This window comes from Micromonospora halotolerans (genome assembly GCF_032108445.1).
Lineage (GTDB): Bacteria > Actinomycetota > Actinomycetes > Mycobacteriales > Micromonosporaceae > Micromonospora > Micromonospora halotolerans.
This window is the reverse complement of record NZ_CP134876.1, coordinates 3,166,406-3,179,432: the sequence shown is the minus strand read 5'-3', so window position 1 is coordinate 3,179,432 and position 13,027 is coordinate 3,166,406. Positions and strand designations below refer to the sequence as shown.

The 13,027-nt window shown below is 70.6% G+C and carries 13 protein-coding genes and 4 tRNA genes; 4 read left to right on the top strand and 13 right to left on the bottom strand.

Annotation, left to right across the window (positions count from 1 at the left end):
- Window positions 1-182: 182 nt before the first annotated feature.
- The 9 genes from nusG to RMN56_RS15130 form a co-directional block, all read right to left on the bottom strand.
- The gene (gene nusG / locus RMN56_RS15170; protein ID WP_046567240.1) at window positions 183-905 is read right to left on the bottom strand and encodes a transcription termination/antitermination protein NusG; all 723 of its coding nucleotides are present in this window, start codon (window positions 903-905) and stop codon (window positions 183-185) included.
- A gap of 35 nt (window positions 906-940) precedes the next feature.
- Complete coding sequence (gene secE / locus RMN56_RS15165; RefSeq protein WP_313724402.1) at window positions 941-1,333, bottom strand: preprotein translocase subunit SecE; 393 nt, start codon at window positions 1,331-1,333, stop codon at window positions 941-943.
- Between the two features lie 214 nt (window positions 1,334-1,547).
- Window positions 1,548-1,620 (bottom strand) — tRNA-Trp (locus RMN56_RS15160).
- A gap of 127 nt (window positions 1,621-1,747) precedes the next feature.
- The gene (locus tag RMN56_RS15155; protein WP_313724401.1) at window positions 1,748-2,140 is read right to left on the bottom strand and encodes a MaoC family dehydratase; all 393 of its coding nucleotides are present in this window, start codon (window positions 2,138-2,140) and stop codon (window positions 1,748-1,750) included.
- 3 nt (window positions 2,141-2,143) lie between these two features.
- The gene (locus RMN56_RS15150; protein ID WP_313724400.1) at window positions 2,144-2,590 is read right to left on the bottom strand and encodes an FAS1-like dehydratase domain-containing protein; all 447 of its coding nucleotides are present in this window, start codon (window positions 2,588-2,590) and stop codon (window positions 2,144-2,146) included.
- A 119-nt stretch (window positions 2,591-2,709) separates the two neighbouring features.
- Window positions 2,710-2,877: a 50S ribosomal protein L33 gene (gene rpmG, locus RMN56_RS15145; RefSeq protein ID WP_012184342.1), complete on the bottom strand. Its 168-nt coding sequence runs from the start codon at window positions 2,875-2,877 to the stop codon at window positions 2,710-2,712.
- A 131-nt stretch (window positions 2,878-3,008) separates the two neighbouring features.
- Window positions 3,009-3,081, bottom strand: a tRNA-Met gene (locus tag RMN56_RS15140).
- Between the two features lie 25 nt (window positions 3,082-3,106).
- Window positions 3,107-3,179: transfer RNA gene (locus RMN56_RS15135), tRNA-Thr, on the bottom strand.
- Between the two features lie 96 nt (window positions 3,180-3,275).
- On the bottom strand, window positions 3,276-5,804 hold the full coding sequence (locus tag RMN56_RS15130; protein ID WP_313724399.1) for a putative bifunctional diguanylate cyclase/phosphodiesterase: 2,529 nt from the start codon (window positions 5,802-5,804) through the stop codon (window positions 3,276-3,278).
- A gap of 661 nt (window positions 5,805-6,465) precedes the next feature.
- On the opposite strand from RMN56_RS15130, the gene RMN56_RS15125 reads away from it, so the two are divergent.
- Window positions 6,466-6,846, top strand: a complete 381-nt coding sequence (locus RMN56_RS15125; RefSeq protein WP_313724398.1) for a VOC family protein — start codon at window positions 6,466-6,468, stop codon at window positions 6,844-6,846.
- A gap of 16 nt (window positions 6,847-6,862) precedes the next feature.
- Here the strand turns inward: RMN56_RS15125 and RMN56_RS15120 are convergent, their stop codons facing one another.
- Together RMN56_RS15120 and RMN56_RS15115 are read right to left on the bottom strand one after the other, a co-directional pair.
- Complete coding sequence (locus tag RMN56_RS15120) at window positions 6,863-7,504, bottom strand: class I SAM-dependent methyltransferase (protein WP_313724397.1); 642 nt, start codon at window positions 7,502-7,504, stop codon at window positions 6,863-6,865.
- An 82-nt stretch (window positions 7,505-7,586) separates the two neighbouring features.
- Window positions 7,587-7,670: transfer RNA gene (locus RMN56_RS15115), tRNA-Tyr, on the bottom strand.
- 146 nt (window positions 7,671-7,816) lie between these two features.
- On the opposite strand from RMN56_RS15115, the gene RMN56_RS15110 reads away from it, so the two are divergent.
- The 3 genes from RMN56_RS15110 (at window position 7,817) to RMN56_RS15100 (ending at window position 10,179) form a co-directional block, all read left to right on the top strand.
- Window positions 7,817-8,311 (top strand): YajQ family cyclic di-GMP-binding protein, encoded by a 495-nt coding sequence (locus RMN56_RS15110; protein ID WP_151462534.1) that lies wholly within the window; start codon window positions 7,817-7,819, stop codon window positions 8,309-8,311.
- 452 nt (window positions 8,312-8,763) lie between these two features.
- The gene (locus RMN56_RS15105; protein WP_313724396.1) at window positions 8,764-9,339 is read left to right on the top strand and encodes a TetR/AcrR family transcriptional regulator; all 576 of its coding nucleotides are present in this window, start codon (window positions 8,764-8,766) and stop codon (window positions 9,337-9,339) included.
- Window positions 9,340-9,390: 51 nt separating this feature from the next.
- The gene (locus RMN56_RS15100; protein WP_313724395.1) at window positions 9,391-10,179 is read left to right on the top strand and encodes an oxidoreductase; all 789 of its coding nucleotides are present in this window, start codon (window positions 9,391-9,393) and stop codon (window positions 10,177-10,179) included.
- A gap of 483 nt (window positions 10,180-10,662) precedes the next feature.
- On the opposite strand, the gene RMN56_RS15095 is transcribed toward RMN56_RS15100, so the two are convergent.
- Window positions 10,663-11,922, bottom strand: a complete 1,260-nt coding sequence (locus tag RMN56_RS15095) for an MFS transporter (protein WP_313724394.1) — start codon at window positions 11,920-11,922, stop codon at window positions 10,663-10,665.
- 134 nt (window positions 11,923-12,056) lie between these two features.
- On the bottom strand, window positions 12,057-12,935 hold the full coding sequence (htpX, locus tag RMN56_RS15090) for a zinc metalloprotease HtpX (protein WP_313724393.1): 879 nt from the start codon (window positions 12,933-12,935) through the stop codon (window positions 12,057-12,059).
- Window positions 12,936-13,027: the final 92 nt, after the last annotated feature.

Genomic DNA, 13,027 nt, shown 5'->3' with positions numbered 1-13,027 from the left:
TCTTCCTGGGGCTTGGAACTGGGATTTTCGCCGGCCCGCGGGCGCGCACGGTCAGCGCGGTGCGGACAGCCGACGTTCTAGGGTAGCGCAGCCTCGTGCCACCCTCCCCGCCGAGGTCCGGCGGACGGCGAAAACGGCGCACCGGCGGCCGGCCGGAGGCCCACCGCCGGTGCGGACGTGCGTCAGATCTTGGCGACCTGGTTGAAGTTGAGCTCGACCGGGGTCTCCCGGCCGAAGATCGACACCAGGACCTTGAGCTTCTGCTGATCGGCGTTGATCTCGCTGATCGTCGCCGGCAGCGAGGCGAAGGCGCCGTCGGTGACGGTGACCGAGTCGCCGACCTCGAAGTCGAGGACCTTGACCTCGGGCTTGGCCTTCTTCTGCTCGGTCTCGACCGCCGGGGCCAGCCACTTGAGCACCTCGTCGAGGCTCAGCGGCGCCGGACGGTCGGCCCGGTCGGTCGCGCCGACGAAGCCGGTGACCCCCGGGGTGTTCCGGACGCAGGAGTAGGACTCGGCGGTCAGCTCCATCCGGACCAGGATGTAGCCCGGGAAGACCTTCGCCTGGACCTGCGACCGCTTGCCGTTCTTGACCTCGACCTCTTCCCGGGTCGGCACCTCGACCTGGTAGATGAAGTCCTCCATGTCGAGGGAGGTGATCCGGGTCTCGAGGTTGGTCTTGACCTTGTTCTCGTAGCCGGCGTAGGAGTGCACCACGTACCAGTCGCCGGGGGCGTAGCGCAGCTTCTGGCGCAGCTCGGCGACCGGGTCGAAGTCCTCGTCCGGGGCGGGCTCGGTGGTCGGGAACTCCGGCTCGCTGGCGGCCTCGACCGACTCATCGTTGGCCGCCGTCGCCACCGTGGACTGCTCGTCCGGGGTCTCGGCGGTCTCGTCGTACTCAGGCACGCTCGCTCACTTCCGTCACTATCGCTGTCCGCAGGTCAGCTGGGGTTGCCGAAGACCCACAGCACCGCCTTCGCGAAGCCGTAGTCCAGGCCGGCCACGATCGCCAACATCACCGCGACGAAGGTGACCACGACGGCCGTGTAGGTCAGCAGCTCCTTGCGGGTCGGCCAGATGACCTTACGCAGTTCGGCCACGACCTCGCGGAAGAACCGCGCGATGCGGGCGAACAGCCCGATCCGCTCGGTGTCCTTCCGGGTCTTCCGGCCCTCGGTCGAATCGGCACGGGCCCGCTTGCGGGTGGCGGTGCCGCCCCGGGAAACCGTCTCGTCCGCGTCGGTGGCGTCGTCGTCGGCCACGCCGTCGACGGTCGCGTCGTCGTCCAGACGCTCGTCGCCGGCGTCCTCGCCGCGCCGCTTGCTCTCGGCCACTTCGCCCTCCGTGCGGGATATCGGGTCGCACGCCGGGCGGCGTGCGCGGCGTGTGGTCACGCCGGCCGGACCAACCGTCCCGCGACGGGCCGCGGCCGGCGGATCGACCGGGAGGGCCCCGAATGCCTCGGAACCAACCCCGCCGATGCCACCACCACGGGCCGGGCGCCGCCGTGCGGCGGCGCGACCCACGGGAACGGTCAGGCCTGAGGCGCAGGGGTGACAGGACTTGAACCTGCAGCCTGCGGTTTTGGAGACCGCTGCTCTGCCAATTGAGCTACACCCCTGTGCGGCAACTCACCCTCACCCGGACACGAGGTGCCGAGCAGGGGTCACTTGCCCCACGGCGGACCAGTGTACGGGTAGTCGTGCGACTTTCCCAACCGGTCCACCCCTCGCGCGTCGAACGGATCCTCAGCGAGGCGTCCGCACGAGTGCCCGAGCCTGCGACAGCACCTTCTCCCCCAGGCAGGTCGCGGTGATGTCGAGCCTGGTCAGGCCGTCCTCGGTGACCTCCTTGACCACCGCGGCGACCTCGACCTCGGTGCCCTCGTCGGTGTCCGGCACGACCACCGGGCGGGTGAAGCGGACGTTGAAGTCGACCACCGCGTCCGGTGCGCCGGCCCAGGTGGTCACCGCCCGGCCGACCAGAGCCATCGTGAACATGCCGTGGGCGATCACCCCGGGCAGGCCGACCTTGGTGGCCGTCCGGTCGCTCCAGTGGATCGGGTTGAAGTCGCCCGAGGCGCCCGCGTAGCGGACCAGGTCCGCGCGGGTCACCCGGTAAGTCTGGGTGGGCAGTTCCATCTCTCAGGCCTCCCCGCGTACGACGATCTTGGACCAGACGGCGACCACCGGCTCACCGGCGACGGTGCTCACATCGGTGCGGGTGGTCAGGAAGCCGTGCCCGCCCCGGGTGGTGACCTCCTCGATGGTGTTCACGCAGACCAGCTCGTCACCGGCGACCACCGGCCGGGTGTACGCGAAGCGCTGGTCGCCGTGCACCACCCGGCTGTAGTCGACGCCCAGCGCCGGATCGTCGACGATCTGCTGGCTGGCGGCCATGGTCACGATGACCGGAAAGGTCGGCGGGGCCACCACGTCGGGATGGCCGAGCGCCCGGGCGGCCGCCGGGTCGTGATGCGCCGGGTCGGTCGCGCCGATGGCGGCGGCGAACTCGCGGATCTTTTCTCGGCCCACCTGGTAGGGGGCGGTCGGCGGATAGGTCCGGCCGACGAAGGACGGGTCCAGGGACATGCCGCGAACCTACACGGACAACACGAACGCCGATCCGTACGGTCGGACGGCTCGGAGGCCGCCGTCCGTGCGGATCGGCGTTCGGAAGCTGGCTGCGGGCCGGCCGGGCCGGCCGCGGGTCAGCGGGTCTCGCGGTGGATGGTGTGCCTGCCGTCCCGGGGGCAGAACTTCTTCAGCTCGATGCGGTCCGGGTCGTTGCGGCGGTTCTTGCGCGTGATGTAGTTGCGCTCCTTGCACTCCACACACGCCAAAGTGATCTTCGGCCGGACATCGGTCGCCTTCGCCACGGCGGAGTGCCTTCCTCGCTCACGGGTAACAACTACGGCGCATCAGACTACGCGCTGAATACGCGGACATGCAAAGTGGGCGCCTGTGGCGCCCATCCCACCGTCCACCGGGCGGGCCCGGAGGACGAGAGTAGCGGTGGCCGGACTTGAACCGGCGACACAGCGATTATGAGCCGCTTGCTCTGCCATCTGAGCTACACCGCCGTGGCGGGTCCAGCCGGACCCTCTGAGCCCCCTTACGGAATCGAACCGTAGACCTTCTCCTTACCATGGAGACGCTCTGCCGACTGAGCTAAGGGGGCCTACCCGATCACCCCGTGGGGTGTCGCGCAGAGGAAACAGTACACGACCCCGTCGTCGAGGTGAAATCGGATCCCCGGTTGCGGTGTTCCCGCAGCTCAGGGCACGACGCGCAGGCGCGGCAGCTCGCCCGCCACGATCGTCTCCGGGTCGACCTGGGCGCCGAACCAGGCCTCCAACCGCTCGTACGGCAGGGGCCGGCTGAACAGGAAGCCCTGGCCGATCTCGCAGCCGATGTCCTGGAGCAGCTCCAGGGTCAGCTCGCTCTCCACACCCTCGGCCACCACGGTCAGGCCGAACTGCTGCGAGAGCGTCACCACCGCGTTGACGATGGCCAGGTCGCCCGGGTCGGTCGCCATCCCCTGCACGAACGAGCGGTCGACCTTGACCTCGTGCACGGGCAGCCGGCGCAGCTGGGCCAGGGACGAGTTGCCCGTACCGAAGTCGTCCACGGAGAGCCGGACACCGAGCTCGCCGAGGCGCTTCAGGGTCGGGATGGGACGTTCGGTGCCGTCCAGCACCCCGGCCTCGGTGATCTCCAGGGTGAGCCGCTGCGCCGGCACGCCGTACTCCTCCAGCAGATCCCGCACCAGGGCCGGGAAGTGCTGGTCGGTGAGCGTCCGGGCGGCCAGGTTGACCGAGATGGCGAGCGCCTGCTCGCCGTGGCTCCAGTCCCGGCTGCGCCGCAGGCTCTCCCGCAGCACGAACTCGGTGAGCCGACCGAGCTGGCCGGTGTGCTCGGCGACCGCCACGAAGTCGTCCGGGGCCACCGTGCCGTGCGCCGGGTGCTCCCAGCGGGCCAGGCATTCCACCCCGACCAGGCGCCGGTCCCGCAGCGTCACCTTGGGCTGGAAGTAGACCTCCAGCGCGCCGTCGTCCAGCGCTCGGCGCAGGTCGCCCGCGAGGCCCAGCCGGCGCAGCGACCGGGACTCCAGCGCCGGGCTGTAGAGCTGCACGCTGCCCGGGACCGACTTGGCGGCCGTGGCGGCCAGGTCGACCCGCTGGAGCAGGGTCACCGCGTCGCTGCCGTGGTCCGGGTGGACGGCCACCCCGACCGCCGTGTCCACGTCCAGGGTGAGCGCGTCGAAGACCATCTCGTCGCGGATCTGCTCGCGCAACCGGCCGGCCAACTCCAGCGCCGCCTCGGTGCTCTCCAACCGCAACGTGACCAGGAACTCGTCGCCACCGGCGCGGCCCACCAGGGCGGAGGAGGGCGCGTTGGCCCGCAGCCGCTCGGCCACCTCGACCAGGACCTTGTCGCCGGCCGCGTGGCCGAGCGACTCGTTGACCTGGCGCAGCCGGTCGACGTCGAAGAGCAGCAGCGCCACCACCTCGCCGGGCGCGGCGATCCGGACCGCCTCGGCCACCGCCGCGGTGATCCGCCGGCGGTTGGGCAGCTTGGTCAGCGTGTCGTGCTCGGCGTCGTGCCGCAGCCGGTCGACCAGGCGGGTGTTCTCCAAGGCGACCGCGGCGTGGGCGGCCACGGTCTCGAAGAGCGCGATGTCCGCCGGGTTGAAGTGGTTGCCGTCACCGAGCCGGTTGGCCACCTCAAGGGTGCCGATCACGACCGGGCCGGAGCGCAACGGCACCACCACGGCGTCCTTGACCCGCCGCTCCGCGAACTCCGCGCGGAACTCGTCGTCGGTCGTCACCCCGTGTCCCACGGCCACGGTACGCCGGAGCTCCCGCACCTTCTCCCGCAGCGCCTGCGGCGTGTGCGCCATGTCGAGCAGACCTGGGTCGTCGACCCGGGCGGTCAGGAGCGTCTCCGGGTGCCGACCCTGGGGCGGGAGCCACAGTGTGGCGTACTCGGCCTGCATCAGAGACCGCACCCGTCCGAGGAGGGCGTCCGCCAGCGTGCCGCTCTGCCCGCTTTCCACCACGGCACGGGTCAACTCGTAGAGGTCGGTCAGGGTGCGGTGCTGCCGGAAGAACTGGGCGTACGAGCGGTAGACCGGCACCAGACCGACGCCGAGCCCGGCCAGCAGCAACACCGACCACCAGTTGCTGCTCAGCAGGATCAGCAGGATCAGCCCGATGGACACGTTGATCCCGGCGGTGAGCAGCGCCGTCTTGGCGTTGCGCAATGCCGCTCGACCGGTCTGCCAGCCGTTCAACAGGGTGTGCACGGCCACCACGCTGGTGACGCTGACGAGCAGGACCATGCTGACGGCGGAGAAGATGCTGAGCCACGTCCGTGGCCCGACACCCTCCATCGGCGGCATCGCCTGGAGAAGCAGCACCGCCAGCGAGGTGCCGGCCGCGGCCCGGGCCACGTTGAACCAGACCTTCGGCGCCGAGAACCGGTGCCGGATGTGCGTGACCAGCGTGGCGATCGTGTAGATGACCACGACGGTCAGCGGCGGCAGGAAGAAGAGCGCCAGCACGAGGGGCAGCTCGGTGAACGTGACGCCGACCGACTGCCGGTTGACCACCAGGCTGAGCAACGGCAACCCCGCCACGACCATCAGGGCGAGGATGAGCGCCGCCTGGGGCCACTCGCCGACGGGGTGCTCGGCGAGCAGGCCGGTGACCGTGGCGCAGGCCACCGCGACGAGGGCCATCGGGGCCGTGATGATCCAGGCGTCCTCGGACGACCGGCGTCGTGGCTGACCGCGACCGATCATGCCGCTCCTTCGACTTGGCGGCACGCCGCTCGATCACCGACGCGGGGCGTCACCCGGCCGGAACACGGTGGGCCGGCAGCCGGGCTCAAGAAGACAGACCGGGAGAACCGGTCACTGCCACACGTAGTCCTGGGTCTGCGCCCCCGTGCTGCCATCGAAGTCGAAACCGCCGACGCCACCGACGAGGGCGGCAAGAATGAGAAGTGAGCCAAGCAGCCGGCCCAACCTTCGACCAGACATGATTGCTCCTGTCGAGAGAGTTTCAGCGATGGTGGAGGTTCCACGATCGTGCCACACGGGGAGCAGGGGGAAAAGCGGTGGAGGGCCCACGTGGCCGGGGCAGACGGGGAAATCATCCGTTCGACCGGCGCGGCCGTCCCTCCGGCCCAGCGTGCTGTCACGATCGGTCCCGGAGCTGCTACGGAAGGCGCGCACAACGACTTCCCGGTTAAACCGCGCGTAAGAGCAGATTCGCCTACCAGCCATGATGATCGGTCATCTTGACCACATTGGACGGCGAACCGGGCAGCCGTGGCGGTCCCGTCGAACAGACTCCACCATCATCGATGCCTCGGGCAAGGGTTTCGGACTGTCCGATCCACGCGTTCCACCGGCCTCGGCGCCAGCGGGCCGTCGCCGGGCGGCATGAGAGGCTGACCGGATGGGGACCCTCATCCGCAACGTCGCGTTCGACTGCGCCGACCCGTACGAGCTGGCGCACTTCTGGGGCCAGGTCTTCGACTGCCCGGTCGACCCGCAGTCCAGGCCCGACGACGAGGAGGTGGCCATCGAGCCGCCCACCGGCGCCAGGCTCTACTTCCAGCGGGTACCGGAGCCGAAGAGCGTCAAGAACCGCGTGCACATCTGCCTGCAGCCCGAGGTGCTCCGCGATCAGGAGGTCGAGCGCATCCGCGCCCTGGGCGCCACCGTCGTCGCCGACCGGCGCGAGCCGGACGGCAGCGGCTGGGTCGTGCTGGCCGACCCGGAGGGCAACGAGTTCTGCGTGCTGCGCAGCGAGGCCGAGCGGGCGACGTCCGCGTAGGTCACCGCCGCCGCCCTCAGGCGCGGTGGAACTCCGCGCGCCACCGGAGCCCACCGTCCGGGGCCACGATCTCCTCGACCCGGGCCGGCGTCAGCGGGCCGGCCGCGAAAGCGTCGACCTCGGCCCGGGCCAGCGGCCAGGGCGGGCCCTCGACGACCTCGTCGTCCCGCCGGCCGGCCGCGATCACCAGCAGCGTCCCGTCCGGCGCCACCAGCCGGCCGACCGCCGGGATCGCCCGCTGCCGCAGCTCGGCCGGCAGCGCCTGCACGTTCATGCTCTCCAGCACGAAGTCGAACCCGCCCAGCCAGTCGTGCGGCGGGTCGAGCAGGTCGGCGGTCTCATACCGGACCGGGGAGTCCGGGTGGCGGCGGCGGGCCGCCCCTATCGCCGTGGGCGAGATGTCGAAGGCCACGGTGGCGAAGCCCAGGCGGGCCAGATGTTCGGCGTCGCGGCCGAAGCCGCACCCGACGACCACGGCGCGCCGACCGGAGCCGTCCGGCCGGGTCCGGTCGGTCCACTCGCCGAGCAGGGAGTGCGCCCGGTCGAGGTCCCACGGGACGACCGCCTCGCCGCGCTCGGCGTCGGCGTAGAGCCGCTCGAACCGGCCGATCGGATCGTCGTCCGCGGTGGCCGGGGAGGGCGGATCGTTGTCGTGCACGGACGTCTCCTCGCCTCGGTCACCGCGAAACGACGAAGGCCCCTGACCGGCGTTTCCGCAGGTCAAGGGCCTTGCCGATCCCTGGTGGCGGGTAGAGGATTCGAACCTCTGAAGCTTTCGCGACGGATTTACAGTCCGCTCCCATTGGCCGCTCGGGCAACCCGCCAGGGCATACCACCGCGTTGGACGCGGCGGCGGAAGCAAGGATAGCGGTTGTCCCCCGGGCCGCCGCAAGCGGGTACCGTCAGGGGGTCCCACGCTGGTCAGTGGGGGACGGACCAGGACAGACCTCCGGACAGCAGGAGCATGAGCATGGCAGCGAACCCGTCGTTCGACATCGTGAGCAAGGTCGACCGCCAGGAGGTCGACAACGCCCTCCGCCAGGCGGAGAAGGAGCTCTCGACGCGGTTCGACTTCCGCGGCACCGGCGCCGAGATCTCCTGGTCGGGCGAGGAGGCGATCAGTCTCCAGGCGGAGACCGAGGAGCGGGTCCGGGCAGCTCTGGACGTGTTCAAGGAGAAGCTGGTCAAGCGGAACATCTCGCTGAAGTCGCTGGACGCCGGCGACCCCCGCTCGTCCGGCAAGATCTTCAAGATCGACGCCAAGGTGATCCAGGGCATCGACTCGGACAAGGCCAAGGCGATCAGCAAGAAGATCCGTGACGAGGGCCCGAAGGGCGTCCAGGCGCAGATCCAGGGCGACCAGCTCCGGGTCACCGGCAAGAAGAAGGACGACCTGCAGGCCGTCATCGCGCTGCTCAAGGGCGAGGACTTCGGCGTCGCCCTCCAGTTCACCAACTACAGGTAAGCCCTCGCCGTCGTGGCCGGTCAGGGAGTTGGTCACATCTCGTGACCTGGGTAAACGTCGTCGTCACTGGTCGTCGTTCGTCATCATCGTCTGGCGGCCGACGGCCTGGCGACGGCCTGACCGCAACACGTTGAGCACCCGATACCCCTCGGAACCCCGGTGGCGCAGACCACTGCAAAGCCCTCGAACGACGAACGCGCGCCGGGCTCGGACGAGACCCGCTTCTCCGTCACGAGGTGGGATCAGGCTGCCTGAGGCCCCGTAAGGGCTGCTTCCTTACCGCCTCGCCGCTGCCCGACGTCTCGCCTCGCCGGCGACTGGTCGGCCGCCGTCTACTCGAACCTCTGACCGCGGTCCCCGTGGCGCGGGTGTCAACGTCCGCCGTACTTCGAGACGGGTGGCGGCCCCCACAGTTGTGGACTGATCAGTTCCTTTGCCCTTATGGTTGTCGCATGGGCAGGCCAAGGACGTTCGACATCGACACGGCGGTCGACCGCGCGATGGAGTTGTTCTGGCGCCAGGGGTTCGAAGCGACGTCGACGGAAGATCTCGTGGAGGGTCTCGGCATCGCCCGAGGCAGCCTGTACAAGGCGTTCGGATCCAAGGAGCAGCTCTACGCGCTGGCGCTTCGCCGCTACTGCCAGCGCCACGCGGCAGGGCTGACCGAGGTGCTGGACCGGGCGGAGCAGGTGCGTCCGGCAATCCAAACGGTGCTCCTGGAGTTGGTGGAGGCCGACCTGGCCGATCCGGAGCGGGGGTGCCTGGTGGTCAACGCGGCCACGGAGCGATCGACGCACCCGGACACGGTGCAGCAGGTCTCCCGCACGCTGGGTCAGATCGAGTCGGCCCTGGCCGGGGCGTTGGAGCGCGCCCAGGTTCGCGGGGAGATCGCGGCGGACAAGAAGCCGCGGGAGCTGGCCCAGTTCCTCACCGCGTTCCTGCAGGGTCTGCGGGTGATGGGCAAGGCACGCGCAGACCGATCGTTCCTGGAAAACGCCGTGGAGGTCGCCCTGGGGGCGCTCGACTGATTTTTTGCTGCACGAATTAGGAACCGATCAGTCAATAACTGGGGAGTGGTAATGAATCTCGAACTGCAGGGCAAGGTCGCCATCGTCACCGGCGCGAGCAAGGGCATCGGTCTGGCCACCGTGGCCGCGTTGCTCGACGAAGGCGCGCAGGTGGTGGCGAGTAGCCGTACGAGCACACCTGAGCTCGAGGCCCAGGCGGCCCGTGGGGCCACCGTGGTGCTGGCCGACATCACCGACGCGGACACCCCGCAGCAGCTCGTCGACGCCGCGCTGTCGACGTACGGGCGCCTGGATGTACTGGTCAACAACGTTGGCGCCGGCAGTGCCCGGTCAGGATTCCTCGACGTCGACGACGCCGAGTGGGCGCGCGCGTTCGACGTGACGTTCTTCAGCGCCGTGCGCATGAGCAGGCTGGCCCTGCCTGCCCTGCTGGACAACGGCGGGGCGATCGTCAACATCAGCAGCATCAACGCCCGGCTGCCGTTCCCGATGGTGGTCGACTACTCCGCCGCCAAGGCGGCGATGTCCAACCTGACGAAGGCCCTGTCGGAGGAGTTCGCGCCGCGCGGTGTGCGGGTCAACGCCGTCGCACCCGGCCCGGTGCGGACCCCGTTCTGGACCGGCCCGGGCGGCTTCGCGCACGCCCTCGCCGCCGGCGCGGGTGTCACCGCCCAGCAGGCGCTCGACGAGGTCGTGCCGCAGAGCATGGCGATCAGCACCGGCCGAATTGCCGAGGCCGGAGAGGTCGCTGACCTGGTGCTGTTCCTCGCCTCCGCCCGCTCCGCCAACACCACCGGCGCCGAGTTCGTCCTCGACGGCGGCCAGGTCAAGACCCTCTAACCACACCTGGGTGAGGCCGATGCGTCATGCCCGAGCGAGGGTCGCCCGATGACACGGCTGGTGGTGTAGGGACATGCCCAGCGTGAGTAGGTGCGGGCGTTCGTTGGCGGTCCGGTCGACCCACCTCATGCCGTCCTGCGACGACCGGACCCGCCGGGCTACCGATCAGGTCCTGGCGCTGTCGGCGGAGGGCCTGGCGACGGCCCAGTGATGATCATGGCTGCGTTCTGGCTGGTAGCAGGCGGTATCTCACCAGTTCACCAACTACCGGTAGGACAGGCGTCGGGCCGCCGCCCCGGTCAGCACCGGGCGGCGGCCCGGCCCACCAGAGCGGGGCCGGCCACGGTCAGCGCGAGAAGATCAGCAGCAGGATCACGGTCACGACGGCGCTGACCAGGATCGAGCCGAGGCAGCCGACCCGGTTCGAGAAGAAAAGGAACATGCCGCGGCTGTACCCGCCCGCGCCGGTTTGATCCCCGGGGCTCAGGCGACGAGTGACTGCTCGGCGCGTACCGCGGTGGCCTCGGCGCGGGCGATCGGGCCACCGGGCAGCGCGGCGACCGTGGCGCCGACGGCGACCGCCGCCCCGGCGAAGAGGAAGGCCCAGGGCACGCCGCCGGCGTGGTCGACGATGAGCCCGGCCACCGCTCCCCCGGCGGCGCTCGCCGCCACCGACATGGTGACCACCCAGGTGTACGCCTCGTTCAGCATGCCGGCCGGGGCGATCCGGCCGACCAGGGTGTTCTCCAGGGTCAGCGCGGGCGCGATGGTGGCGCCGCCGAGCACCAGCGCGGCGCCGAGCGCCGCCGGGGTGGGCATCACGGCGAAGACGGCGAAGCTGGCCGCGACCGCGCCGAGCAGCCAGGCGAACTGGCGGGTCATGTTGGCGGCGGGCTTGCGTACCCCGAACCAGAAGCCGCCGAAGGCGCTGCCGATGCCCCAGACGGCGAGCAGCACGCCGGCGAGGCTCTCCGGGTCGCCGCTGGTGGAGTTCCCGGCGAAGGCCGGGACGATCACGCCGGCGGCGCCGAAGGCGATGCCGATGCTGGCGACGCAGAACAGCAGGGCCGGGAAGCCGCCGACCCGCAGCGGGCCGAGGCCCTTGGCGTGGTGCTCGCGCGGGTGCGGCCGCCAGCCGCGCATGACGCGGCCGAGCGCGACGGCGCTGGTGCCGGCCAGGGTGACCACGGCGGCGCCGACCAGCGCGGCGGCGGCGTCGGCGACCAGGACGAAGCCGGCCACCAGCAGCGGCCCGAGCACGAAGACGACCTCGAAGAGGGAGGTCTCCGCGGCGAGCGCGGTGTTGCGCAGGTGGGCCCGGCCGGTGGCGGGGGCGGTGAGGTCGTTCCAGGCGCCCCGGATGGCGGCGGTGAGCGGCGGGTACGTGGCGCCGGCGACGCCGGCGGCCAGGTAGATCAGGGCGAGGCTGCCGGAGCCGGACCGGCTGGCCCCGAGCAGCCCGAAGAGGGCGAGCGGGTGGGCCAAGGCGGTGGCCAGCAGCACCGGGGTGGGGCCGACCCGGTCGGCGATGCGCCCGGCGATCGGGCTGAGCGCGGCGCCGGAGAGCGCGTAGATGCCGCCGGCGACGGCGGCGAGCGAGTACCGGTCGGTGACCTCGGCGACCACCAGCAGCAGCGCCAGCGGTGTCATGCCGATCCCGAGCCGGCCGATGACGCCGAGGATCAGCAGCATCGGGGCGCCGGGGATCCGCCAGACGCCCAGGTACTGGCGCAGTGCGGCCACGGGTCGACCTCCAGGTAACGGGTGAGAGACGTTTCGACCCTAACGCCGTCGCGTATCCGGGGGAAACGGTTTGTGCCCGGACACACCACTCCGCCCGCGTCCGGCTGGACGCGGGCGGAGTCGGTCCGTGCGGGTCAGCGCTGGAACTGCACGGGCCCGGCGTTGCGGGCCAACTGCTCCAGCCGGGCCACCCGCTGCTCCATGGGCGGGTGGGTGGCGAACATGGCGGCGATGCCGCCGCCCCGCTTGAACGGGTTGTCGATCATCAGGTGCGCGGTGCTGGTGAGCTGGCCCTGCGGCGGCAGCGGGCGCGCCTGCGTACCCAGGTGGATCTTGCGGAGGGCGCTGGCCAGGGCCAGCGGGTCCCGGCTCAGCTCGGCGCCGGACTGGTCGGCCTGGAACTCCCGGCTCCGGCTGATCGCCAGCTGGATGAGGGTGGCCGCGATCGGACCGAGGATCAGGGTGAGCAGCAGCACGGCCGGGTTCGGGCCGTCCTCGTCGTCGGAGGAACCCAGCGGGATGAACCAGGCGATGTTCGCCAACGCGGTGATGATGCCGGCCAGGCCGGCCGCCACGCTGGAGATCAGAATGTCCCGGTTGTAGACGTGGGACAGCTCGTGCCCGATCACGCCCCGCAACTCCCGGTAGTCGAGGATCTCGACGATCCCCTGCGTGACACAGACCGCCGCGTGCTCCGGGTTACGCCCGGTGGCGAACGCGTTGGGCTGCGCCGTGGGGCTCACGTAGAGCCGGGGCATTGGCTTGCCCGCCTGGGTGGAGAGCTCCCGGACCATCCGGTACAGCTCGGGGAACTGTGCCTCGCTGACCGGTTGCGCCCGCATCGAGCGCAGCGCGAGCTTGTCGGAGTAGAAGTAGGTCACGCCGTTCATCACCAACGAGAGGACGACGGCGATGACGAGACCGCCGCTACCGCCGAACCAGTAGCCGACCGCGAGGATCAGCGAGGTCAACAGGCCGAGCAGCGCTGCGGTCTTGAGACGGTTGTGATGCACGATCGCTCCTTCGGTGCGCGGGCCGTGCGGGGCCCGCTGACCGGTTCAACAACACCGGTACCCGCCAACCATCCTGCTCATGGCTGAAAGTT

What these genes read in the sequence shown, in the direction of transcription:
- RMN56_RS15155 (WP_313724401.1), bottom strand. Translation starts at nt 2,140, where the DNA reads ATGGAACTGCCCACCCAGACTTACCGGGTGACCCGCGCGGACCTGGTC.
- RMN56_RS15150 (WP_313724400.1), bottom strand. Translation starts at nt 2,590, where the DNA reads ATGTCCCTGGACCCGTCCTTCGTCGGCCGGACCTATCCGCCGACCGCC.
- RMN56_RS15130 (WP_313724399.1), bottom strand. Translation starts at nt 5,804, where the DNA reads ATGATCGGTCGCGGTCAGCCACGACGCCGGTCGTCCGAGGACGCCTGG.
- RMN56_RS15125 (WP_313724398.1), top strand. Translation starts at nt 6,466, where the DNA reads ATGGGGACCCTCATCCGCAACGTCGCGTTCGACTGCGCCGACCCGTAC.
- RMN56_RS15110 (WP_151462534.1), top strand. Translation starts at nt 7,817, where the DNA reads ATGGCAGCGAACCCGTCGTTCGACATCGTGAGCAAGGTCGACCGCCAG.
- RMN56_RS15105 (WP_313724396.1), top strand. Translation starts at nt 8,764, where the DNA reads ATGGGCAGGCCAAGGACGTTCGACATCGACACGGCGGTCGACCGCGCG.
- RMN56_RS15100 (WP_313724395.1), top strand. Translation starts at nt 9,391, where the DNA reads ATGAATCTCGAACTGCAGGGCAAGGTCGCCATCGTCACCGGCGCGAGC.